We start from the raw sequence: 24,125 nt of genomic DNA on the forward strand, positions 1-24,125 counted from the left end.
TAACAAATGAAAAAAGTCATAATAATGCTACTATCAGTAGGTGTGTTAGTGGCATTTCAAAAAGTAGAAGACAAAAAAGTGTATATCTGTAGTAGTGTAGCAAGCACCAAATACCACTTTAAAAAAAACTGTAGAGGATTATCACAATGCAAAGCAACGATAAAAGAAAGTACAGAGAAAAAAGTGAGGAGATTTGGCAGATTGCTCTGTAAATGGGAGAAGAAAGCATTAAAAAAGAAATAAAACGAACTCTGTTGATAACTATATTAACAGAGTTTTTTATTTTTTCGGGCGAAGTACTATTTTAGCACGGACTTCAATTCACATGATTTTTTTATGACGCAAGAAACACAATATACCGAAGACAATATACGCTCGCTCGATTGGAAAGAACATATCCGTATGCGACCAGGGATGTATATTGGTAAACTGGGGGACGGATCATCACCAGATGACGGAATTTACATTTTGGTAAAAGAGGTTTTAGATAACTCCATTGACGAATTTGTCATGGGAGGAGGTAAAACCATAGAAGTTTCTGTACAAGGAAATAAAGTAATTGTGCGAGATTACGGACGTGGTATTCCGCTAGGGAAAGTAGTGGACGTAGTTTCGAAGATGAACACAGGAGGAAAATACGATTCTAAAGCCTTTAAAAAATCAGTTGGTTTAAACGGAGTAGGTACCAAAGCAGTAAATGCGTTGTCAACCTATTTTAGAGTAGAATCGAATCGGGATGGTAAATCGGCTTCTGCCGAATTTGAAAAAGGAAACTTAACCAATCAAGAAATACTAGATGAAACATCACGTCGTAGAGGAACCAAAGTAACCTTTATTGCAGATGAAACCATCTTTAAAAATTATAAGTATCGTCCTGAGTATATTTCTAAACTATTAAAAAACTATGTGTACCTAAATCCAGGGTTAACCATCGTTTTTAATGGAGAAAAATTTTATTCAGAAAACGGGTTAAAAGACTTATTGGAAGATAACAACAACAAAGAAGATATGTTGTATCCAATAATCCATTTACGAGGCAATGATATTGAAGTCGCAATAACACACAGTAGAACACAGTATTCAGAAGAATACCATTCATTTGTAAACGGACAAAATACCACCCAAGGAGGAACGCACTTAAACGCGTTTAGAGAAGCAGTAGTAAAAACAGTTCGAGAATTTTTTGGGAAAAATTTCGATGCTTCCGATGTGCGTAAATCAATTATTGGTGCAATCTCTATCAAGGTAATGGAGCCTGTTTTTGAAAGTCAAACAAAAACGAAATTAGGTTCTACAGAAATGGGAGGAGACCTACCAACTGTTAGAACCTACATCAACGACTTTGTAAAAACACAGTTAGATAATTACTTACATAAAAACACTGAAGTAGCCGACAAACTTCAAAAGAAGATACTACAGGCAGAAAAAGAGCGTAAAGAATTATCAGGAATACGAAAATTAGCTCGTGAACGTGCAAAAAAAGCAAGTTTGCACAACAAAAAACTACGCGATTGTCGTATACATTTTGGAGACACTAAAAAAGATGGATATTTAGATACGACCTTGTTTATTACAGAGGGAGATTCGGCAAGTGGATCCATCACTAAATCACGTAATGTAAACACACAAGCAGTATTTAGTTTAAAAGGAAAGCCACTAAACTCATATGGGTTGTCTAAAAAGATAGTGTACGAGAATGAAGAGTTTAACCTATTACAAGCAGCCTTAAACATTGAAGACGGACTGGAAGATTTACGTTATAACAATATCGTAATTGCTACCGATGCCGATGTTGATGGTATGCATATTCGCTTGTTATTAATAACCTTTTTTTTACAATTCTTCCCAGAAGTAATTAAAGAAGGACACCTGTATATTTTAGAAACTCCGTTATTTAGAGTACGAAATAAAAAAGAAACCATTTATTGTTATTCAGAAGAAGAAAAGCAAGCTGCGATAAACAAACTAAGAGGAAAACCGGAAATTACTCGATTTAAGGGGTTAGGAGAAATTTCTCCTAACGAATTTGTCCATTTTATTGGAGATGATATTCGTTTAGACCCTGTAATGTTAGACAAAGAAATGTCGATAGAACAAATGTTAGAATTCTATATGGGTAAAAATACACCGAACAGACAAAAGTTTATCATTAACAACTTAAAGGTTGAGTTAGATATTGTAGAAGAGGTTTAAAAAGAAATTATATGAAAGCATCGAAGTTATATCAATTGTATATTATAATAGGGATTATATTTTTTATTAGTTGTTCCTCTAACAAAGAAGAAGAAGAGTGTATGAAAACAGTTACCATCCCGCAGTTTTATACAGTAGGAGACCATACATATCGTTATGATGTAGAGCAGGAGGTGCCATGTGATGCTGTGTTAATTACAGAACCTGTAAATATAGAACCACCTTTACTAGAAGGATTTACGTATGAAGTATTACGCTTTGAATATACTTCAGATACAGGAAACAACACCTCAAGATTAGAGTTTGAGATAAAATTAAATAATCCAAACAATTACTCTGTACAAGGGATTCCTTATTTTACTTTATCAAGCGACGATGTAGTGTATACAACGAATTACGCTAACCTATTGAAGGTACCGTGTACTACTTTAAACGCAAATTCAAGTTGTACAGTAACTTTAGACTTAGAAGAAAATAGGGCTGTTGGCTTTCCAAGTTCACTAGAACTTGTAACTGTAAAGTATTACCTAACAGAGTAAGTTTTTAATTAGAATTAATAATAAATTGTTTAACGAATAAACGTTTAAACATTCATACATGAGTGAAGAAAATAACAATTACGAACACGACGAAGAACTAAACCAACCCCTTGAAAATACAGAGACCATAACCAAGGTTACAGGAATGTATAAAGAGTGGTTTTTAGATTATGCTTCGTATGTAATTTTAGAACGTGCAGTACCCTCAATGGAAGATGGGTTTAAGCCTGTGCAGCGCCGTATCATGCATTCAATGAAAGATTTAGATGATGGACGCTACAACAAAGTAGCAAACATTGTTGGACATACAATGCAGTATCACCCTCATGGAGATGCTTCGATTGCCGATGCTATGGTGCAAATGGGGCAAAAAGAACTGTTAATCGACATGCAAGGTAACTGGGGAAATATTTTAACAGGAGACCGTGCAGCTGCCTCGCGTTATATCGAAGCACGGTTGTCTAAATTTGCGTTAGATGTTGTTTTCAATGCTAAAACTACCGAATGGCAAGCCTCGTATGATGGACGAAAAAAAGAACCTATTAACTTACCTGTAAAGTTCCCTTTACTATTAGCACAAGGAGCAGAAGGTATTGCGGTAGGATTGTCTACTAAAATATTACCCCATAACTTTAACGAGTTAATCGATGCCTCTGTAAAATATTTAAAAGGAAGGAGTTTTACACTTGTGCCCGATTTTTTAACAGGTGGAATAGCCGATGTTACCAACTATAACGAAGGGAAACGAGGTGGAAAAGTAAGAGTAAGAGCAAAAATATCGGCTCTCGATAAGAAAACATTAGTAATTACTGAAGTGCCTTTTGGTACTACTACATCATCGTTAATTGATAGTATTTTAAAAGCTAATGAAAAGGGAAAAATTAAGATTAAACGTATTGAAGATAACACAGCAGCCAATGTTGAAATCTTAGTACATTTACCAGCTAATGTATCACCAGACAAAACAATTGATGCTTTATATGCTTTTACCAGTTGTGAAAATTCAATTTCTCCTCTATGTTGTATTATTGAAGACAACAAGCCAGTATTTGTTGGTGTAAACGAGGTATTGAAAAAATCAACAGATTTTACAGTAGAATTATTAAAGCGTGAATTAGAAATACAATTATACGAATTAGAAGAACAATGGCATTTTGCTTCTTTAGAACGTATTTTTATAGAAAACAGAATTTACCGTGATATTGAAGAAGTAGAAACTTGGGAAGGAGTAATTGAAGCAATTGATATAGGGTTAAAACCCCATACAAAACATCTAAAAAGAGAAGTAACAGAAGAAGATATTGTTCGTTTAACTGAAATAAGGATAAAGAAAATATCGAAGTTCGATATCGATAAAGCAAAACAATTTATTGAAGGCTTAGAAGAAAAAATAGCGGAGGTTAAGCATCATTTAGACAATTTAATCGATTTTGCAATAGACTATTTTAAAGAGCTAAAAGTAAAATACGGAAAAGGCAAAGAACGTAAAACCGAAATCCGAATTTTTGATGATATCGTGGCAACCAAAGTGGTAATGCGTAACTCAAAACTCTATGTAAATAGAGAAGAAGGATTTATAGGAACCTCGTTACGAAAAGACGAATATGTTACCGACTGTGCAGATATTGATGATGTAATAGTGTTTAGAGAAGATGGCTCAATGTTGGTAACTAAAGTAGACTCTAAAACCTTTGTAGGAAAAGGAATTATTCATGTTGCTATATTCAAGAAAAAAGATAAACGTACCGTTTACAACATGATATATCGTGATGGTGCTAAAGGACCTTCATATATGAAGCGTTTTAACGTTACATCAGTAACTCGTGATAAAGAGTATAACTTAGCCAACGGTGATGCCAAATCAAAAGTATTGTATTTTACAGCAAACTCTAATGGAGAAGCTGAGGTAGTTACTATTTTACTCCGAGCAGTAGGAAGCGTGAAAAAACTAAAATGGGACATTGATTTTGCCGATTTAGCGATAAAAGGACGTAGTGTTAGAGGTAACTTAGTAACCAAGTACTCGATTAAAAAAGTAGAGTTTAAAGAAGCGGGAGTTTCAACTTTAAAGCCTAGAAAAATTTGGTTTGACGATACAGTACAACGTTTAAATGTTGATGGTAGAGGAGAATTGTTAGGTGAGTTTAAAGCAGAAGATAAAATTTTAATAGCTACACAGTCAGGAAAAATTAAAGCAGTATCACCAGATTTAGCGATGCACTTTGAAAACGATATGATTGTGTTAGAAAAATGGAAACCTAACAAGCCTATTTCAGCAATTTATTTCGACGGAATTAAAGAACGTTATTTCGTAAAACGATTCTTAGTAGAAACACCCGATAAAGAAGAACTTTTTATATCAGAAGACGAAAAATCAAAGCTAGAAATCATAGCTACAGATTACCGTCCTATGGCAGAGGTAATTTTTTCAAAAAGAAGTTTAGACACCATAGTGGTTAATTTTGAAGACTTTATAGCAGTTAAAGGAATTAAGGCTCAAGGAAACCAATTAACCACCGATAAAATAAGAACAGTTAATTTGTTAGAATCGTTGCCTTATGAAGAGCCAGAAGAAGAAAAAGTAGAGGATATTGAGGTAAACGATGAAGAAGAAATTAAAGAAGAAGCATTAGCTTTAGAAGTAGAAGAAGCAAAGCCTAAAGAATTTGTAGAGTCTAAAGAAGACAAAGCAAAAAGGGCATTAGAACGGGCACTTCAAAAAAAGAAAAAAGATAAAGATGACGAAAGCCAAACAGCATTGTTTTAATGGATAAATTTTTTCCATACCGGTTTAACTTAAATACCTTTTTTGGAGCTTTAGGATACATTATAGTTGTGTTCTTAGTATCTTGGGCTATTTCAAGATTGGTTAGAGCTATTATTTGGCAACTGATTAAAAGTAAGAAAGAAGATCGTTTTGGGAGAACGAGTATCCAGTTTTTGCGTAATTCCGTATCGTTTGTAATTGGGCTCTTAAGTGTCATTTATGTAATTATGACGGTACCTGCTTTTAGAAGTAAAGCAACCTTAATTTTTTCTGGAGCCGGTATTTTAGCCGCTATTATAGGTTTTGCTGCACAAGCAGCACTATCGAACTTAATAGCTGGAGCTTTCATAGTCATATTCCGCCCATTTAGAGTAGGAGATTATATTAAGTTAGATGATACAAGAGTTGGTATTGTTGAAGACATAACATTGAGGCATACCGTAATAAATAACTTTGAAAACAAACGGTTAATAATACCCAACTCGGTAATTAGTACCGATTCTATTTTAAACCATACTATAGAAGACTCTCATGTATTAAGTTTTAACAACTTTAAAATAGGGTTAAAAGCAGACATTGATTTAGCACGAAGAATTATACAAGAAGAAGCTGTAAAGTTACCAACAGTTATTGACTATCGTACACCAGATCAAGTAATGAGTGATGTGCATCAAGTAGATGTTCGTGTTATTGATGTATATCCAGACCATATTCACATGCGTGCTTATGTGTGGTTAAATGAACCATTCCAAGAATTTAAGACGAAATGTGCTTTAAAAGAAGCGGTTCATAAACGTTTTCTTGAAGAAGGTGTACACTTGCCGATACCAATCAATATTAATGAAATAATAAAAAGAGTAAATTAAGGGTGCTTTTTTTAATATACGTCAACAAAAGTTATAAATAAGTTTTTTTCGGAAGGATTGGGAACTTCAGCAATTAATCCGTAGATACCTTTATTTAAGATAGCAGTAAAATAAGCTTTATTACCCGTAGGCATATCGTTAACTCCACCTAAAAAAGTGACATCAGAAGGCGCAGGTTCAATTAGCCCTTTAGGATTAAGCCCAATTCATCCAATTTTCTAAGTTTTTCCCCTCAGGATACTTATCAATTAGAAAAAAATGGGTTTGCGGAGATTTGTTAATATAACGAAATGTATTCCATCCAGAAGCTATGGTATCGGACATTTGAAAATCCATACTTTCTGTAACAATTTCAATTACTTGTTTCTTTTTTAGAACTTCTTTTTTTGTTTGGGTGGTACTATGAGTTTGCTTTTTATCTTTTTTACACGATTGAAAAATTAAAAATACATAACATATAATTGTGAGAGCCAATATCTCTTTACATAAAGTTTTCATATAGAAAAAAGTTTAGTTGGTAATTCTATTTTAAAACTAGGGAAGTAAAAGAGAGGAATTATTTATTATTTAGCCAAGGAATAATAATGTAAAAATAAAAAATACTTTAGAGAAAAAAAACAGGTAAATAACTGGTTTTAAGGATAGTGAAGATTAGTTGGCTTTTTTAAATAAAAAACTCAGTCCTAAACGGCTTAAGAACTTTTTTTCAAATTCCCAAAAGAACTTAAATTGACCAAAAAGCCATCCAACTAGAGGTAAAGTAGTTTGGTATATGGGAAATATAAGTAAAATTCTTAAAGGATAATATAGCCAAGGAGTCATGGTATCAGGAGATAATCCTAATAAATTGGTAACAGGTTTGGCAACCCAAGCAGCAAAAGAACCATTTATAGCAAAAACAATAAAAATAGCAGCTAATGCCCAATTACTTTCTATACCCCAACGTTGTTTAAGTTTCTCCATAAATCCTAATATGGAGGCAAAAGTAATTAAAAGAAAAAGGGCAAACAAATGTTTGCCCCTTCATTACATTATATAAATCAACAAAGTTATTTTTTCCCAAATACTCCGCCTAAAAGCCCTCCTAAGAGTCCTCCAGACTTTTGTTGGCTGTTACCAGCATTTCCTAAAATCATTCCCGCTACATCATCAACAATACTACCATCACCATCAGCATCTAATATTTGTTCTAAGAAGCTCTGTTCTTTTTGAGCTGAATTACCGCCAAGTAAACCGCCTAAAAGGCCATTCAAATCACCAGCATTATTTATGTTTTCTTGTCGAGACTGCTTCCCCAGTAATCCCATTAAAATGGGAGCAGCCGTTTTTAAAATATCAGCAACAGCACTGGTGTCCATACCGGCTTTCTGACCAATAACTTTTTCTACTCCTTGTTGTTTACTTCCTAAAACATGACCTAAAATTTTACCCCCATCTTGTAAAACATCAGAGTTAACACCACCATTAAATAAGTCCCCCAAATTATCTAAGATTCCACCATCATGCTTATTTAATGCGCTTTTTAAACTTTCAGCACCTTGAGGTGTAGCAGCATTTCGCTGCATTGCTTTCATTAAAACAGGTAATGCCATTGTTAAAACACTACTAGTTTTGTTAGTGTCTTGTCCTGTAGAGCCAGCAACACCAGATATAATTGCTTTACCAGTATCGCTATTTAATAAATCTAAAATTCCCGTCATTTTTTTATTTTATAAGGTTAGTACTAAGTTTCTAATTAATGGGACACAAGATACAAACTCAAGGTCACTTTTTTTTTAAATAATTCTTTATACCTTACGGCCAGTAAAAAAAACTAATAGATTAATATATTGTATGAAGAAACTTGCATTACACTGGCAAATTTTAATAGGAATGGTTTTAGGTATTTTATTTGGGTTAGGAATGACTTTTATAGATGGAGGAGTATCGTTCGTATCTGACTGGATAAAACCTTTGGGAACTATTTTCGTAAAACTATTAAAACTAATAGCTGTACCATTAATTATTGCTTCTTTGGTAAAAGGAATCTCTGATTTAAAAGATATTTCAAAGTTTAAGAATATTGGTTTGCGTACTATATTAATTTATATAGGTACCACTGTAATAGCGATAACAATAGGGTTAATGCTAGTTAATATTGTACAACCTGGAGAAGGAATATCAGAAGATACGATAGCGAAACTAACAGCAGACTATGCAAATAGTGAAGGGGTTCAAGCAAAAATTGCAGAAGCCAGCAAACAAAAAGAAAGCGGACCGCTACAGTTTTTAGAAGATATGGTTCCTGATAATGCTATGCAGGCTATGAGTAATAATAAAGCAATGTTGCAAGTAATTTTCTTTACTATTTTCTTAGGAATTTCAATGTTATTAGTAGGAGAGAAAAATGCAAAACCATTAAAAAACTTCTTTGATTCATTAAACGAAGTTGTATTGAAAATGGTAGATCTTATTATGTTAACCGCTCCTTATGCTGTATTCGCATTGTTAGCAAATGTAGTAGTGTCTTCTAATGATCCAGATTTATTACTAGCATTGTTAAAATACGGATTAACTGTTATAGGAGGATTGTTGTTAATGATAGCACTTTACATGATTTTAATAAGCGTATTTACAAAGAAAAACCCACTGTGGTTTTTACAACAAATTAGTCCAGCACAGTTATTAGCATTTTCAACGAGTTCTAGTGCAGCTACCTTACCTGTTACGATGGAAAGAGTTGAAGAACATATTGGAGTAGACAAAGAAGTGTCGAGTTTTGTATTGCCTGTAGGAGCTACTATTAATATGGATGGTACAAGTTTGTATCAAGCAGTAGCTGCCGTTTTTATATCGCAGGCTTTAGGATTCGATTTAACCTTTGGAGATCAGCTGACCATTATTTTAACAGCTTTGTTAGCCTCAATTGGTTCAGCAGCTGTGCCCGGAGCAGGAATGGTAATGTTAGTAATCGTATTAGAATCTGTTGGTTTTCCAGCAGACAAATTAGCCATAGGTTTAGCATTAATATTTGCAGTAGATAGACCATTAGATATGTGTAGAACGGTTATCAATGTAACAGGTGATGCAACCGTATCAACTTTGGTAGCGAAGTCCGTAGGGAAGTTAGGAAAACCACATCCGCATAACTGGGATGAACATTACAATGAAGTTAAATAAAGTTATATGCTTACAGTAAATACTCCCATAGTTTCGGTTGAATGGTTATGTGAAAACTTGAAGGCAGGTAACTTAATAGTTCTTGATGCAACGATTCAGAAAGTAGGAACTCAAGCAAATGATAAAAAAGAGAAACAGCAGATTCAAAATGCTGTTTTCTTTGATTTAAAGAATGTTTTCTTAGATGGAGAAGCGGAATATCCTAATACGATTCCGTCAGAAAAATATTTTGAAAAGGAGGTTCAAAAACTAGGAATTAATAATGATAGTTGTATTGTTGTTTACGACGATTTGGGAGTGTATTCGTCTCCAAGAGTTTGGTGGTTGTTTAGAACATTTGGGTTTGAAAATATTACAGTTTTAAATGGAGGATTGCCTGCTTGGAAAGAGGCAGGTTATATGGTTGAGTCTAAAAAAGAAAGAACATTGTCTGTAGGAAATTTCAAAGCCACGATTAATAGAAGTAAAATTAGTGTAACAGAGGAAGTATTGAAAGCTTCTCGTGATAAACAAATTATACTAGATGCTCGTTCCAAAGGAAGATTTTACGCGACAGTACCAGAACCAAGACAAGACTTAAGAGGGGGGCATATTCCAAATTCTAAAAGTTTGCCTTATACAGAGTTACAAGTGGCAGGTAAAATGAAATCGAAAGAAGAACTTCAGATTATATTTTCTGAAATAACTCCAAGTAAAGAAGCAATGATTTTTTCTTGTGGATCAGGAATTACGGCATGCATACTTGCTTTGGGAGCTGAAGAAGCAGGAAATACGAATTATAGTGTTTACGACGGTTCTTGGACAGAGTGGGCAAGTAGGTTAGAATTACCTGAAGAAAAATAGTGAAAAAAGATAAAAAAAGGAGTAAATAGGAGTGTAAGTTTTTTTAACTAAATAAGTTATGTTTTTTAGTTTGCTTGAATAAAATGTTTAAGTTAGTAACTTAAACTGATTAATGATGAAAAAAACGATTCTTTTATTTTTATTTGTATTTATAAGTACAATTAGCTTTTCTCAAAGAACCTATTGGTTAGGAGAATTTAAAAGTGGTTCAAAAATTTATTTAGCTTTAATTAAGAATGATAAAAATCATGGCTTGCATATAAGAATGTACAGTACTAATAATAATAGGGCTGTGTTAATTTATGCGAATAAAAAGAAAAACTCAGAAACGTATAAATTACAAAAACAATATGGAGGTTGGTCTGATAAAAATTACCTAACATTTTCTAATCTTTTAGGAAAAGATAATGGTTATCTGGTGATAAACGGTAAGCCTTTGAGTATGAGGAAGATAAGTAGAAGCGATATTCCTAATTATATAAAAGGATCAAGAACCCAATATAAAAGAACATATGTTACAAATTAAAAAAGCCTCTAATTAGAGGCTTTTTTTATCATATAAGTTTTTTAACTTCCTGTTTTAAAAAGGAAATAGCTGTGTTTGCTGGACTTTCCTGTTGCGAGTAGTCAATTAATACATTTTCACGTAAATCTTTAGCAGTTTCAGAACTCTCTGCTGTATTTCGAAGTTTAGCTATAATAGCTAATTTAGCAGCTAAAACAGCTTTCCAACTATCATCAGAAATATATAACTGCTGTACTAAATTATGTTCAAACTCTTGTTCTATATTACCAATTAAAAGTTGTAAATAGTTATCGGTATCATTTCCTATTGGGTTTACTCTTAATAATAATTTTGAGGGATTGATACGCTCACAAAATAACAACATGCGTTCATAAGCTTGTAGTTTAGTAGGCAAACTTTCACGTTTTTTTTCAACCAAAGCTTTAAAGGTTTTTTCTTTATTGTTTTGTTCAATAAAGCGGCCTAAAATTAAGTAAGCTACACCGCCAGTTACTAATGCAGGTAGGGCATACGCAAGCCCTTCAATAATTTTATCTTCCATAATGCGAATATACGAGTCCTGTTAAAATTGCCAATCCAAAACTTAGTAAAGTTCCAATCAGTACATATTCAGTAAGCTTTCTATCTTTGGATGCCGTTAAATCTCCAAACCTAAATATAGATTTGGCTGCAAGTAAAAAACCAACACCTGCCCACTGGTTAATTGCGATAAAAACAAAAATTAATATACGTTCTAAAAAACCAATGTACCTACCTGCATTGGCTAACGATTGTTCTGTTGATTTATTACCCTTTTCAGGATTCCATTTAGAAATTAAGGTATTTATAATAATCGAAGAGGTATAAGTAACAAAAATTAAACAAGCAAAAAGTAATAAGTTTTGTTGAGTTAAAATAGCGTTGATACTAATGTTAAAAGGAGCGTACATGTACGTGGCTAAGCCTAAGAAGAATATATGTAGCATCTGATCTAAAAAGAAAAATAAACGCTTGCTTTTCTTTTTTTGAAGGTATAATTTTCCAAGATCAACTAAGTAATGAGAAATAACTACCAGTAAAAACACACTCCAATAAATAGGGTTAAACTGTAGGAATAAAAATAATAACACAGCATGAATACCTATATGAGCATAAAGTTTGGTAGACTGTATTTTCTTTTTCTCTTTATCTTTTACCCAATTTTTAGGTTGGAAGACAAAATCACCCAATAAATGAGCAATAAGTAGTTTTAAAAACAGTATCATAGATTATTTATTTTCTGATTCATGAGTTTTCTATAGCGCTTTTCTAACTTCATAATCTCATCATAACCAGCACGTTTTCTTCGTTCGCTAGCACTACTTTCTGAAATAGCTAACTTTTTAGCAATTACTTTTTGAGTACACTCGGGGTTTTGTATAGACATATTTACAAAAGCAGCAGAGTTAGTTGTCCAATTGTCCATTATTAACAAGCTTAACCCTAAAGAAACTTCAAATTCTTCATTAATATCTTTCCATGGAGTATTCAAGGCTAAATTCTGCTTTTTTAGTAAATGATCAAATGCATAACCAGAATTTACAAAAGCGTCACCATTGGCTTCGGTAATTTTTTCGCTATCAAAACTTTTATCACCTATGCCAATAGCTAAACGAATGTCTAAATCTTTTATTTTCTTAATGTTAGTTTTTAATTCAATGACGAAAAGTAGCGCATCCGCAATGTTTTCAATTTCAATTTGAAAACTATCTCCACGAAAAAGCTCCCATGTTTTTGGAGTTTCTCCAACAGTATTGAAAGATTTTTTCAGTAAAGGGAGCCATGTTTCAGCAGAAACACCACGAGAATTAACAATATCACCAGTAATTACACTTGTCATGTATTTAATTTTTAGTAAAAATAAGCTTTCAAATTGAAAACTCCAAATAATTCGGGTTTTAAAACGAATATTTAAAAATAAGGGTTTTAAGGCGAATATTTGTTAATTCGGGTTTAAACTTGAATTTATAGCACTAAAAATTAGTGAATAAAAAAAAGGGGAGAATCTTTAAAAAACCTAAAAGATTGGTTAATTTTCCATTTTTAAAATACTTTCAATTTAATTTCCATTGAGTACTTATTTAGAGCAACTTAACGAACCACAGAGAGCGGCTGTTTTACAAAAAGACGGTCCAATGATAATTATAGCAGGAGCAGGATCGGGTAAAACGAGAGTGTTGACCTATAAAATTGCTTATTTAATGGAGCAAGGTGTAGATGCATTTAACATTTTATCGTTAACGTTTACCAACAAAGCTGCCCGTGAAATGAAAGATCGTATTGGTAAAGTAGTAGGGTATAGCGAAGCTAAAAATCTTTGGATGGGAACATTTCACTCGGTTTTTGCACGTATTTTACGATCTGAAGCTGATCGATTAGGCTATCCGTCAAATTTTACCATTTACGATACACAAGATTCTGTTCGGTTGATAACGGCGATTATCAAAGAAATGAATTTAGATAAAGACCGATATAAGCCAAAGCAAATCTTAAGTAGAATATCGTCTTTTAAAAACAGTTTAATTACGGTTAGGGCCTATTTTAATAACTCCGATTTACAACAAGCCGACTTAGAAGCAAGCAGACCAAGAACAGGTGATATCTATAAAGAATATGTAGATAGATGTTTTAAGTCAGGAGCTATGGATTTTGACGATTTGCTATTGCGTACTAATGAATTATTAGCACGTTTTCCAGATGTGTTGGCAAAGTATCAAGATCGTTTCCGATATATTTTGGTAGATGAGTACCAAGATACGAACCATTCGCAGTATTTAATTGTACGTGCATTAGCAGATCGATTTCAGAATATTTGTGTGGTAGGAGATGATTCGCAAAGTATTTACGGATTCCGTGGGGCGAATATTCAAAACATCTTGAACTTCCAGAAGGATTATCCAGATGTGAAAACATTCAAGTTAGAACAAAATTATCGTTCAACAAGTAACATCGTACGCGCTGCAAATAGTGTAATTGATAAGAATAAAACGAAGCTAGATAAAGAAATTTGGACAGCCAACGACGCGGGAGATAGTGTAAAGGTAATGCGTACAATTTCTGATGGAGAAGAAGGGCGCTTCGTAGCACAATCTATTTGGGAAAACCAAATGAATCATCAGTTAACAAGCGATCAATTTGCTATTTTATACCGTACCAATGCACAATCAAGAGCCATAGAAGATGCACTGCGAAAAAAAGATATTAAGTATAAAATTTACGGAGGTATTTCATTCTACCAACGTAAAGAAATTAAAGACTTGCTATCGTATTTACGAATTTTAATCAACCCGAATGACGAGGAAGCATTAAAACGTATCATTAATTACCCAGCCAGAGGAATTGGAGCTACAACGTTAGATAAATTAACCATTGCAGCGAATCATTATAAAAAATCAATGTTTGATATTTTAAAAAATATCAGCACAGTAGATATCAATCTTAACTCTGGAACCAAAACAAAGTTGCAGAATTTTGTAAACATGATTCAGCGTTTTCAAATTGAAGCACAAACAAAAAACGCTTTTGAAATTGCTGATTTGGTAGTTAAACAAACCCAATTAGTAAAAGATTTACAAAAAGATGGAACTCCAGAAGGAGTTAATAAAGTTGAAAATGTTCAAGAACTTTTAAACGGAATAAAAGATTTTATTACCGATAAAATTGAAACAGGAGAGGATGCATCGTTAACGTCATTTTTAGAAGATGTAGCACTAGCTACAGATTTTGATTCAGACAAACAAGATGAAGAACCCCGAGTTTCGTTAATGACAATCCACTTATCCAAAGGATTAGAGTTTCCGTACGTGTACATTGTTGGATTGGAAGAAAGCTTATTTCCATCGGCAATGAGTATGAATACTCGTAGTGAGCTAGAAGAAGAACGTCGTTTGTTTTATGTAGCTTTAACAAGAGCTGAAAAAGGAGCGTACTTAACGTACGCGCAAACACGTTATCGCTGGGGGAAATTAACCGATGGTGAACCAAGTAGGTTTTTAGAAGAAATAGATGAGCAGTATTTAGAGTATTTAACACCAAAAGTACCTGAACCTTCGGTAAACAGGTTTATAGATGCTAGCTTGTTTGAAGAGGATTCACCAAGGAAAATACGTTTTCAAAAACCAATTCAAAAAAAGAGAAAAGAATTTTTAGCGAAGAAGGAAAAGCCAACTAGTGTTCCTCCAAAAAGTAAAATGAAAAAAGTCTCAGAAATGAGTCCGAAAATGAATTTGTTTGATGGAGAAATCACCGTAGGAAATGTAGTAGAGCATAACCGTTTTGGTACAGGAAAAGTACTAGCTATAGAAGGGAAAGGCCCCAATAAAAAAGCAGAAATAGAGTTTAGTACCGTAGGTAAAAAGAAATTATTGTTACAATTTGCAAAATTGAAAGTAATCGGGTAGTTAATTCATAATAATTACCTATTTTGCATAGATAAAATATAGAGAAATGACGTTTGATTTAGAATACAATTCGAAAAGATCCAAATTAATCATCCCAGAATATGGGAGGCATATACAAAAGTTAGTGAACCATTGCATCGCTTTAGAAGATAAAGAAGAAAGAAATACAATGGCTAAAGCTATTATTGATGTAATGGGAAATTTACAACCTCACTTGCGTGATGTGCCAGACTTTAAGCACAAACTTTGGGATCAGTTACATATAATGGCAGATTTTCAGTTAGATGTAGATTCTCCATACGAAACACCATCAAAAGAAGAACTACAGGAATCTCCTGAGCGATTACCATACCCTAAATCAGCATCGAAGTATCGTTTTTATGGTACAAATATTCAAACCATGATTGATGTAGCCTTGACTTGGGAAGAAGGAGATATGAAAGAAGCACTCGTGTTTACGATTGCTAATCACATGAAAAAATGCTATTTAAATTGGAATAAAGATACCGTTGAAGACAGTGTTATTTTTGATCATTTATATGAGCTGTCTGAAGGAAAAATAGATATTCGAGACATTGATGAAGACTTAACAGATAGCAAAAGCTTGTTAAGAAAACGTAGTGGTCAAGGGCAACACAAATCAAAAGGGAAAACAAATACTAAATACAGAAAAAAGTAAATGGCATCATTTAAAATTGAAGGAGGTCACAAATTAAAAGGAACAATAACACCACAAGGAGCAAAAAATGAAGCATTACAGGTTATATGTGCGGTGCTACTAACGTCAGAAAAAGTAATCATAAATAACGTTCCTGATATTATTGATGTTAATAAACTGATTTTTATTTTAGGAGAATTAGGAGTTAAAATAGAAAAACTGTCTAAAAACTCGTATAGCTTTCAAGCCGATGCTGTTAATTTACAATACCTTGAATCGTCAGACTTTAAAAGAGATGGTAGCTCTTTACGAGGTTCTATTATGATTGTTGGTCCGTTATTAGCTCGCTTTGGAAAAGGATATATTCCGCGTCCTGGAGGAGACAAAATTGGGCGTCGTCGCTTAGATACTCATTTTGAAGGATTTATCAATTTAGGAGCAAAATTCCGTTATAATCGTGAAGAATACTTCTACGGTGTAGAAACAGAAACAGGCTTAGTAGGAGCGGAGATGTTGCTAGATGAAGCCTCTGTAACCGGTACGGCAAACATTATTATGGCTGCTGTATTGGCTAAAGGAACTACTACGATATACAATGCAGCTTGTGAGCCTTATATTCAGCAATTATCAAAAATGCTGAACTCAATGGGAGCGAAAATTTCAGGAGTAGGCTCTAATTTACTTACAATTGAAGGAGTAGAAACCTTACAAGGCTGTGAACATACGATATTGCCAGATATGATTGAGATTGGTAGTTGGATAGGTATGGCTGCAATGACACGTTCTGAATTGACAATCAAAAATGTAAGTTGGGACGATTTAGGACAAATTCCTAATGTGTTTAGAAAACTTGGGATTCAGTTAGAAAGAAAAGGAGATGACATATACATACCAGAGCAAGAAAGCTACGAAATTCAAAGTTATATTGATGGATCAGTACTAACTGTAGCAGATGCGCCATGGCCTGGGTTTACCCCCGATTTGTTAAGTATTGTTTTAGTAGTGGCTACACAAGCTAAAGGAACAGTATTGATTCATCAAAAAATGTTTGAAAGTCGTTTGTTCTTCGTCGACAAGCTAATTGATATGGGAGCAAAAGTAATATTATGTGATCCACATAGAGCCACGGTTATAGGTCATGATTTTAAATCACAGCTAAAGGCAACCAAAATGACTTCACCAGACATTCGAGCAGGGATCTCATTATTAATAGCAGCATTGTCTGCTAAAGGTACAAGTATTATTAATAATATAGAACAGATAGATCGTGGGTATGAAGATATCGAAGCACGTTTAAAATCTATCGGAGCAAAGATTGAAAGAGTTGATAGTTAGTTAGTTAAAATAAAATACAAATAGAAATCTCGAATCATTAGATTCGGGATTTTTTTATGGTGAAAAGTTTTAAAATATGGTGTAATTAAAAGAAACTTGTTTCGACTAAGGTGTTTAATTTTAATCAATATTATGAAAACAAGAATCATACTTGTAATGTTATTACTTCAAATAACAATTTTCTCAGCACAAGAAAACTCTCAAACGTTTACATCTTCAATAGAAAAGACTCATAAAAAAGACGCGTTTATGAGTCAGAAATACCTTAAATATACTATCGATATTACTTTTGGAGGGAAAAAACATTTAAAAGGAGTTATCACACAAGAACCAGGAGGAGGAAAAATAAAAATAGAAAAAGAAGATGGCTCACTTATTATTTTTGACGGTGAAGAAGTATATTCATTAGGTGTAGAGGAAAAAGATATGGGAACAGCTCGTTTCGATATTTTTACTTGGGCCTATTTTTTAGGTTTGCCATATAAATTAAATGACCAAGGGACTATTTGGTCTGATTTTGAAAAGAACAAATGGGGGAAAGAGAAATTAACAACAGGAAAATTAACTTTTGCATCAGGAACTGGTGATGCTCCAGACGATTGGTATGTAATATATAAAAATACAGAAACCAATGTACTGGAAGGAGCAGCCTATATTGTAACCTTTGGAAAAGGAAAAGAAAAAGCAGAAAAAGAACCTCATGCTATTAAGTACAATCAAATTAAGCAAGTAAATTCAATACCAATTGCTACAAATTGGACATTTCATATGTGGTCGTTAAAAAATGGTTATGAAGAACAAATTGGGGAGGCAAAACTAGCTAATATAAAGTTCCTTAAAGAAGCAGAATTTATTGTACCTACCAAGGCTAAAATAGTTAAGGCGTTACCAAACTAGTTAAGTAGAAGAAAAATAAAAAAGCTGTTACCGGAAATGTCCGATAACAGCTTTTTCTTATGTTTTAATTTCTACATTTCTTCATTACAAGTATACTCTTGTGTACAAGCAAAATATTGCTCACAATAAATAGGACCAGTAACGCTTCCAGAGCAGTCGCATCCACACTTACTTAGGTCAATTGCTGCACCACCAGTTAAGTTTTTTTGTTGGTTTTTTGAAAGAATACTAACTCCTGAAATGTTTAAAAAATTCTGTTTCATAATGAGGGACTTTTTTGTGTTATAAATTAATTAATAAAAAATTTCTTAAATATATAATTTTGAAATCTTTGAACAAAAGATAAATGTGTTTTTTTACCCTCATACTATAAGTTTTTTGGTAAAGTTACATTACGGTGTCATTATGACACATTTTTTTTATTGGCAGTATTCTTGCTAATCAAAAAGTGTTAAATACATGAAACGATTTACAATGAGTAAAGATCAATATACAAAAGAAGACGAAATTAACGACGCTATTAAAAATGGCGATTTAGGAGAGAATCAAGAAGAAACTCAAGAAAATAAAGAGCTTGAGGCTAAGGAAGCGCCAACAGCAGAAGAATTAATTCAAGTAGAGAAGGACAAGTACTTGCGATTATTTGCAGAGTTTGAAAACTACAAAAAACGTACTTCAAAAGAACGTATTGAACTTTTTAAAACTGCAAGTCAAGAATTAATGACAGCTTTACTGCCAATTATGGATGATTTTGATAGAGGTTTGGCAGAAATTAAAAAAACAGAAGACGCTGAGTTATTAAAAGGAATGGAGCTTATTAATAATAAGTTTAAAAATACCTTAACTCAAAAAGGATTAACCGAAATAGAGGTAAAACCAGGAGATGATTTTGATGCAGAAGTTCACGATGCAATAACACAAATACCAGCACCTTCAGATGATTTAAAAGGAAAAATTATAGATTGTGTGGAGAAAGGATATAAGCTAGGAGATAAAATTATTCGTCACCCTAAAGTAGTAATGGGGCAAGCGTAAAACAATCATCATTAATACAATTATTAGTTTCTTAAACCAAATACTTACTAATAATTGAACATTGAAAGTTATGGCAAAACAAGATTATTACGAAATATTAGGAATATCAAAATCGGCCTCAAAAGCTGAAATCAAAAAGGCATATCGTAAGATGGCAATTAAACACCATCCAGATAAAAATCCTGATGATAAAGAAGCTGAAGAAAAATTTAAATTAGCCGCTGAAGCGTATGAAGTATTAAGTGATGACAATAAAAAAGCTCGTTACGATCAGTACGGTCATGCTGCTTTTGAAGGAGGTCATGGAGGCTTCGGAGGAGGTGGTATGAATATGGATGACATATTTAGCCAGTTCGGAGATATTTTCGGAGGAGCTTTCGGAGGTGGTTTTGGAGGTTTCGGAGGTGGCGGTCACCGTCAAGCACGTGTAAAAGGAAGTAACTTACGTATTCGTGTAAAATTAACCTTAGAAGAAATTGCTAAAGGTGTTGAAAAGAAGGTAAAAGTTCGTCGAAAAGTTCAAGCCGAAGGAGTAAGCTATAAAACATGTTCAACATGTAACGGTAGTGGGCAACAAATGCGTGTTACCAATACTATTTTAGGAAGAATGCAAACGGCTACTACTTGTAGTACTTGCCATGGAGCAGGAGAGATGCTAGACAAAAAGCCTAATGGTGCCGATGCACAAGGAATGGTAGTAAAAGAAGAAACGGTTTCTATCAATATTCCAGAAGGAGTAACCGAAGGGGTACAATTAAAAGTAGGAGGTAAAGGAAATGAAGCTCCAGGTAAAAACTCAATTCCTGGCGATTTATTAGTGTTGATTGAAGAAGTACCACACGAAAGGTTAAAGCGAGAAGGAAGCAACATTCACTATGATTTATATATCAACTTTTCAGAAGCAGTTTTAGGAGTATCAAAAGAAATAGAAACGGTTACTGGAAAAGTAAAGATTAAAATAGAACCAGGAACCCAATCTGGTAAGATTTTACGATTAAAAGGGAAAGGATTACCAAGTATTGAACGTTATGGTCACGGAGATTTCTTAATTCATATAAATGTATGGACACCACAAGAGTTAACGAAAGATCAACGTAAGTTTTTTGAGGAAATGCAAGAAGATGAGAACTTTAGCCCAAATCCGCAGAAATCAGACAAATCTTTCTTTGAGAAAGTGAAAGATATGTTTTCTTAAAAAAATCATAAAAATGATAATTTTTTTCAGATAAAATTTTTTTAAAACGAAAAACAGTTATATATTTGCAGTGTCTAGGAGACGTTCTAGACACTTTTTCTTTTTCATAGCAATTTTCCCACTCAATTCTTTTGAGTGGGTTTTTTTATGAATAGAGGTGTGAACTTTTAGTTATAACCTATAATAGCAGACCTATCTTATCGACTTATAGAAAATATAAGTAGGAAAGTCTGGACACCATAGAGTAGCATAGCGGATAACATCCGTCCGGTGTAAACCGAGGACAAGTGCAACAGAAAGAATGTACAGGTAATGCTGTAGTGAAACCAGGTAAACTCTATGCGGTGCAATGCCATGTACATTAGAGCTCGAGCGCTACTCGCGCGATTCTAAGGGGTAGGCAGATTGATTCTGAGAGTAATTTCAGAACTAGATAAATGATAAGAACCTTATTTTAAGGAACAGAATCCAGCTTATGGGTCTGCTTTTTTTCCTATTTAGAATCATTATAGCATTTTTTTAAATTCTTTCGAAAATGGTAAATTATCAATTTGATAATTTTTAGGGGTTTTTACGCTTGTTTTTTTGAGATATTTTTAAAAAGTAGACTTTCAAATTAAATTAATTTGGTTTTTTGGCTGTTTTGTTGTTTATTTTTAAAATTAAGGTTAAAATATTACTTTTGCTAGGCAAAAATTAACGGGATAAAGCTGTAACAACCAGTTTTAATAGATAGTAAATTTTTACTATTTCCTTCAAAATATTTTAAACAAAACTTTTTATGAACACATACTCAGATTACCTAAAGGAAATTGAAGTAAGAAAAGGTCAAGGGCTTCACCCAAAACCAATCGATGGAAGTGAATTGTTAACTGAAATCATCTCACAAATTAAAGATGAAAACAACCCTCACAGAAAAGATTCTCTTAATTTCTTTATTTATAATGTTTTACCAGGTACAACAAGTGCTGCAGGAGTAAAAGCAACCTTTTTAAAAGAAATTATTCTTGGTGAATTTGTAGTAGAAGAAATAAGTCCATCGTTTGCTTTGGAGCAGTTAGGACACATGAAAGGGGGAGCTTCTGTAGAAGTTTTACTCGATTTAGCATTAGGTAGCGATGCTGCAATTGCTGAAGCAGCAGCAAAAGTGTTAAAAACACAAGTGTTCTTATATGAAGCAGACACTGAACGTCTAGAAAAAGCATATAAAGAAGGTAATGAAATTGCAAAAGAACTAATTGAAAGTTATGCGCAAGCAGAGTTTTTTACAAAACTTCCAGAAGTAGAAGAAGAAATTAAGGTAGTTACTTACATTGCTGGAGTAGGAGATATTTCTACAGATTTGTTATCTCCAGGAGCCGATGCGCACTCAAGATCTGATCGTGAATTACACGGACAGTCAATTTTTGAGCATAATAAAGACATGCAACAAGAATTGTTAGCATTGAAAGAAGAACATCCAGATAAACGTGTGATGTTAGTTGCTGAAAAAGGGACTATGGGAGTAGGTTCTTCAAGAATGTCAGGTGTTAATAACGTGGCTTTATGGACAGGTATTGAATCAAGTCCATACGTTCCCTTTATCAATATTGCACCAGTAATAGCCGGAACTAACGGAATATCACCAATTTTCTTAACTACAGTTGGGGTAACTGGAGGTATTGGTATAGATCTTAAAAACTGGGTAAAACAAAAAGATGCTGCAGGAAATACAATAGTCGATGAAGATGGAGAGCCAGTTTTAAAGCAAGAATATTCCGTAGAAACAGGAACAGTTCTTACAATTAATACAAAGACTAAAAAATTATACAACGGAGCTACTGAATTAAAAGATATCTCTACAGCATTAACTCCGCAAAAAATGGAGTTTATCAAAGCTGGAGGTTCTTATGCAGTTGTTTTTGGTAAGAAATTACAAACATTTGCAGCCAAAGTATTAGGAATCGAAGTACCTCAAGTATATGCGACTTCTAAAGAAATTTCTGTTGAAGGACAAGGCTTAACTGCGGTTGAAAAAATATTCAATAAAAATGCAGTAGGAACTACTCCAGGTAAAACATTACATGCAGGTTCTGATGTCCGTGTAGAAGTTAATATTGTTGGATCACAAGATACGACAGGATTAATGACTTCTCAAGAATTAGAAATGATGGCTGCTACCGTTATTTCTCCAATAGTTGATGGAGCTTACCAATCTGGTTGTCATACAGCTTCTGTGTGGGATGATAAGTCAAAAGCAAACATTCCTAGATTGATGAAGTTTATGAACGACTTTGGCTTAATTACAGGTCGTGATCCTAAAGGACAATATCCAGCTATGACCGATGTAATTCATAAAGTATTAAATGACATTACAGTAAGTGATTGGGATATTATTATTGGAGGAGATTCACATACCCGTATGTCAAAAGGTGTTGCCTTTGGTGCCGATTCTGGTACCGTAGCATTAGCGTTAGCAACAGGTGAAGCAACAATGCCTATTCCACAGTCAGTTAAAGTAACCTTTAAAGGGAACATGAGAAGCTTCATGGATTTCCGTGATGTTGTTCACGCAACGCAACAACAAATGTTAAAGCAGTTTGATGGAGAGAATGTGTTCCAAGGAAGAGTGATTGAAGTACATATTGGTACTTTAACTGCCGATCAAGCCTTTACATTTACTGACTGGACAGCAGAAATGAAAGCAAAAGCTTCTATTTGTATTTCTGAAGATGAAACATTAATTGAATCATTAGAGATTGCTAGAGATCGTATCCAAATCATGATTGATAAGGGAATGGATAACGAAAAGCAAGTATTAAAAGGATTAGTTGATAAAGCGAATACTAGAATTCAAGAGGTTAAAACAGGAATTAAACCAGCATTAAAACCAGATGCAGATGCAAAATACCATGCAGAGGTTGTGATTGATTTAGATGAAATTGCTGAGCCAATGATTGCAGACCCTGATGTAAATAATGAAGACGTTTCTAAGCGTTATACTCACGATACCATTCGTCCTTTATCATTCTATGGAGGAACTAAAAAAGTAGATTTAGGTTTCGTAGGTTCTTGTATGGTGCATAAAGGAGATATGAAAATCTTAGCTCAAATGTTAAAAAATATTGAAGCACAAGAGGGTAAAGTAGCGTTCAACGCTCCATTAGTAGTAGCTCCACCAACATACAATATTGTAGATGAGTTAAAGGCTGAAGGAGATTGGGAAGTATTACAGAAATATTCAGGATTTGAATTTGACGATAATGCACCTAAAGGATTGGCACGTACAAAGTATGAAAATATGTTATACTTAGAGCGCCCTGGATGTAACTTATGTATGGGGAACCAAGAAAAAGCTGAGCCAGGAGATACAGTAATGGCTACATCAACACGTTTATTCCAAGGAAGAGTTGTAAAAGATTCTGGAGAGAAAAAAGGAGAATCGTTATTATCATCTACCCCAGTAGTAGTACTATCTACTATTTTAGGAAGAACTCCTACTATGGAAGAATATGAAAAAGCAGTTGATGGTATTGTTTTAACGAAGTTTAAACCGTCTCAAAAGCAATTAGTAACTTCATAAATGGTAATTTTTTTACTCTTATAATACAAGCCCGTGTATAAAAACACGGGCTTTACTATTTTTCATTTATTCAAGAGCAAGTCTCCATCATAGAAAAAACTTATTTTAACGTAGCATAATTATATAGTTACT

23 protein-coding genes and 1 other RNA gene are annotated in these 24,125 nt (G+C 33.6%); 16 read left to right on the forward strand and 8 right to left on the reverse strand.

All coding sequences use genetic code 11. From position 1 onward, the window contains the following. The first annotated feature begins 6 nt into the window (after nt 1–6). The 5 genes from ACN0WY_RS09305 (at nt 7) to ACN0WY_RS09325 (ending at nt 6,365) form a co-directional block, all read left to right on the forward strand. Entirely contained in the window at nt 7–243 is a 237-nt protein-coding gene (locus ACN0WY_RS09305; protein WP_330489181.1) for a hypothetical protein, read from the forward strand. Between the two features lie 93 nt (nt 244–336). Next, nucleotides 337–2,193, forward strand: a complete 1,857-nt coding sequence (locus ACN0WY_RS09310) for a DNA topoisomerase IV subunit B (protein ID WP_417800187.1) — start codon at nt 337–339, stop codon at nt 2,191–2,193. Nucleotides 2,194–2,204: 11 nt separating this feature from the next. Then, nucleotides 2,205–2,732, forward strand: coding sequence for a hypothetical protein (locus tag ACN0WY_RS09315; protein ID WP_417800188.1), 528 nt, complete (start codon nt 2,205–2,207; stop codon nt 2,730–2,732). 58 nt (nt 2,733–2,790) lie between these two features. Then, a complete protein-coding gene (locus ACN0WY_RS09320; protein WP_330489178.1) occupies nt 2,791–5,499 on the forward strand; it encodes a DNA gyrase/topoisomerase IV subunit A in 2,709 nt (902 codons plus the stop codon). Further along, entirely contained in the window at nt 5,499–6,365 is an 867-nt protein-coding gene (locus ACN0WY_RS09325; protein WP_330489177.1) for a mechanosensitive ion channel family protein, read from the forward strand. The genes ACN0WY_RS09320 and ACN0WY_RS09325 overlap by 1 nt, the downstream gene beginning before the upstream one ends. A gap of 11 nt (nt 6,366–6,376) precedes the next feature. Here ACN0WY_RS09325 and ACN0WY_RS09330 read toward each other — a convergent pair whose 3' ends face one another. From ACN0WY_RS09330 to ACN0WY_RS09345, 4 genes are all read right to left on the reverse strand, one after another. Then, nucleotides 6,377–6,499: a hypothetical protein gene (locus ACN0WY_RS09330; protein ID WP_417800189.1), complete on the reverse strand. Its 123-nt coding sequence runs from the start codon at nt 6,497–6,499 to the stop codon at nt 6,377–6,379. A gap of 61 nt (nt 6,500–6,560) precedes the next feature. Next, on the reverse strand, nt 6,561–6,863 hold the full coding sequence (locus ACN0WY_RS09335; protein ID WP_417800190.1) for a hypothetical protein: 303 nt from the start codon (nt 6,861–6,863) through the stop codon (nt 6,561–6,563). A gap of 153 nt (nt 6,864–7,016) precedes the next feature. Then, the gene (locus ACN0WY_RS09340) at nt 7,017–7,328 is read right to left on the reverse strand and encodes a DUF6787 family protein (protein WP_330489175.1); all 312 of its coding nucleotides are present in this window, start codon (nt 7,326–7,328) and stop codon (nt 7,017–7,019) included. Nucleotides 7,329–7,414: 86 nt separating this feature from the next. Then, complete coding sequence (locus ACN0WY_RS09345) at nt 7,415–8,065, reverse strand: DUF937 domain-containing protein (protein ID WP_330489174.1); 651 nt, start codon at nt 8,063–8,065, stop codon at nt 7,415–7,417. 133 nt (nt 8,066–8,198) lie between these two features. Between ACN0WY_RS09345 and ACN0WY_RS09350 the strand changes: the two genes are divergently transcribed. The 3 genes from ACN0WY_RS09350 (at nt 8,199) to ACN0WY_RS09360 (ending at nt 10,893) form a co-directional block, all read left to right on the forward strand. Next, complete coding sequence (locus tag ACN0WY_RS09350; protein WP_330489173.1) at nt 8,199–9,524, forward strand: dicarboxylate/amino acid:cation symporter; 1,326 nt, start codon at nt 8,199–8,201, stop codon at nt 9,522–9,524. 6 nt (nt 9,525–9,530) lie between these two features. Further along, complete coding sequence (locus tag ACN0WY_RS09355) at nt 9,531–10,367, forward strand: sulfurtransferase (RefSeq protein ID WP_417800191.1); 837 nt, start codon at nt 9,531–9,533, stop codon at nt 10,365–10,367. A 115-nt stretch (nt 10,368–10,482) separates the two neighbouring features. Beyond that, a complete protein-coding gene (locus tag ACN0WY_RS09360) occupies nt 10,483–10,893 on the forward strand; it encodes a hypothetical protein (RefSeq protein WP_417800192.1) in 411 nt (136 codons plus the stop codon). Nucleotides 10,894–10,921: 28 nt separating this feature from the next. Here ACN0WY_RS09360 and ACN0WY_RS09365 read toward each other — a convergent pair whose 3' ends face one another. From ACN0WY_RS09365 to ACN0WY_RS09375, 3 genes are read right to left on the reverse strand one after another with little or no spacing between them, the layout of a single operon-like run. Next, the gene (locus ACN0WY_RS09365; protein WP_159615756.1) at nt 10,922–11,434 is read right to left on the reverse strand and encodes a hypothetical protein; all 513 of its coding nucleotides are present in this window, start codon (nt 11,432–11,434) and stop codon (nt 10,922–10,924) included. After that, nucleotides 11,424–12,137, reverse strand: a complete 714-nt coding sequence (locus ACN0WY_RS09370; protein WP_417800193.1) for a DUF3307 domain-containing protein — start codon at nt 12,135–12,137, stop codon at nt 11,424–11,426. The genes ACN0WY_RS09365 and ACN0WY_RS09370 overlap by 11 nt, the downstream gene beginning before the upstream one ends. Next, nucleotides 12,134–12,751 carry a SatD family protein gene (locus tag ACN0WY_RS09375; RefSeq protein ID WP_330489169.1) on the reverse strand — a complete coding sequence of 206 codons (618 nt, stop codon included), beginning with the start codon at nt 12,749–12,751 and terminating at the stop codon, nt 12,134–12,136. Before ACN0WY_RS09375 ends, ACN0WY_RS09370 begins: the two co-directional genes overlap by 4 nt. A 229-nt stretch (nt 12,752–12,980) precedes the next feature. Here ACN0WY_RS09375 and ACN0WY_RS09380 point away from each other — a divergent pair, with 229 nt between their 5' ends. The 4 genes from ACN0WY_RS09380 (at nt 12,981) to ACN0WY_RS09395 (ending at nt 18,201) form a co-directional block, all read left to right on the forward strand. Next, nucleotides 12,981–15,311: an ATP-dependent helicase gene (locus ACN0WY_RS09380; RefSeq protein WP_417800194.1), complete on the forward strand. Its 2,331-nt coding sequence runs from the start codon at nt 12,981–12,983 to the stop codon at nt 15,309–15,311. A 46-nt stretch (nt 15,312–15,357) separates the two neighbouring features. Continuing rightward, the gene (locus tag ACN0WY_RS09385; RefSeq protein WP_073183666.1) at nt 15,358–15,990 is read left to right on the forward strand and encodes a DUF4290 domain-containing protein; all 633 of its coding nucleotides are present in this window, start codon (nt 15,358–15,360) and stop codon (nt 15,988–15,990) included. Further along, nucleotides 15,991–17,304, forward strand: coding sequence for a UDP-N-acetylglucosamine 1-carboxyvinyltransferase (murA, locus tag ACN0WY_RS09390; protein ID WP_330489167.1), 1,314 nt, complete (start codon nt 15,991–15,993; stop codon nt 17,302–17,304). Between the two features lie 132 nt (nt 17,305–17,436). Then, nucleotides 17,437–18,201: a heat-shock protein Hsp90 gene (locus ACN0WY_RS09395; protein ID WP_330489166.1), complete on the forward strand. Its 765-nt coding sequence runs from the start codon at nt 17,437–17,439 to the stop codon at nt 18,199–18,201. Nucleotides 18,202–18,272: 71 nt separating this feature from the next. Here ACN0WY_RS09395 and ACN0WY_RS09400 read toward each other — a convergent pair whose 3' ends face one another. Then, on the reverse strand, nt 18,273–18,464 hold the full coding sequence (locus ACN0WY_RS09400; protein WP_330489165.1) for a hypothetical protein: 192 nt from the start codon (nt 18,462–18,464) through the stop codon (nt 18,273–18,275). 196 nt (nt 18,465–18,660) lie between these two features. Between ACN0WY_RS09400 and ACN0WY_RS09405 the strand changes: the two genes are divergently transcribed. From ACN0WY_RS09405 to ACN0WY_RS09420, 4 genes are all read left to right on the forward strand, one after another. Continuing rightward, nucleotides 18,661–19,236: a nucleotide exchange factor GrpE gene (locus ACN0WY_RS09405; protein WP_417800195.1), complete on the forward strand. Its 576-nt coding sequence runs from the start codon at nt 18,661–18,663 to the stop codon at nt 19,234–19,236. A gap of 70 nt (nt 19,237–19,306) precedes the next feature. Continuing rightward, complete coding sequence (dnaJ, locus tag ACN0WY_RS09410; protein WP_330489164.1) at nt 19,307–20,431, forward strand: molecular chaperone DnaJ; 1,125 nt, start codon at nt 19,307–19,309, stop codon at nt 20,429–20,431. A 183-nt stretch (nt 20,432–20,614) separates the two neighbouring features. Then, an RNA gene (gene rnpB / locus ACN0WY_RS09415) (RNase P RNA component class A) lies at nt 20,615–20,923 on the forward strand. Nucleotides 20,924–21,212: 289 nt separating this feature from the next. Then, on the forward strand, nt 21,213–23,993 hold the full coding sequence (locus ACN0WY_RS09420) for a bifunctional aconitate hydratase 2/2-methylisocitrate dehydratase (RefSeq protein WP_417800196.1): 2,781 nt from the start codon (nt 21,213–21,215) through the stop codon (nt 23,991–23,993). Nucleotides 23,994–24,125 lie beyond the last annotated feature (132 nt).

It is taken from the genome of Tenacibaculum sp., from assembly GCF_048269885.1.
In the GTDB taxonomy this organism is placed as follows: Bacteria; Bacteroidota; Bacteroidia; order Flavobacteriales; family Flavobacteriaceae; genus Polaribacter.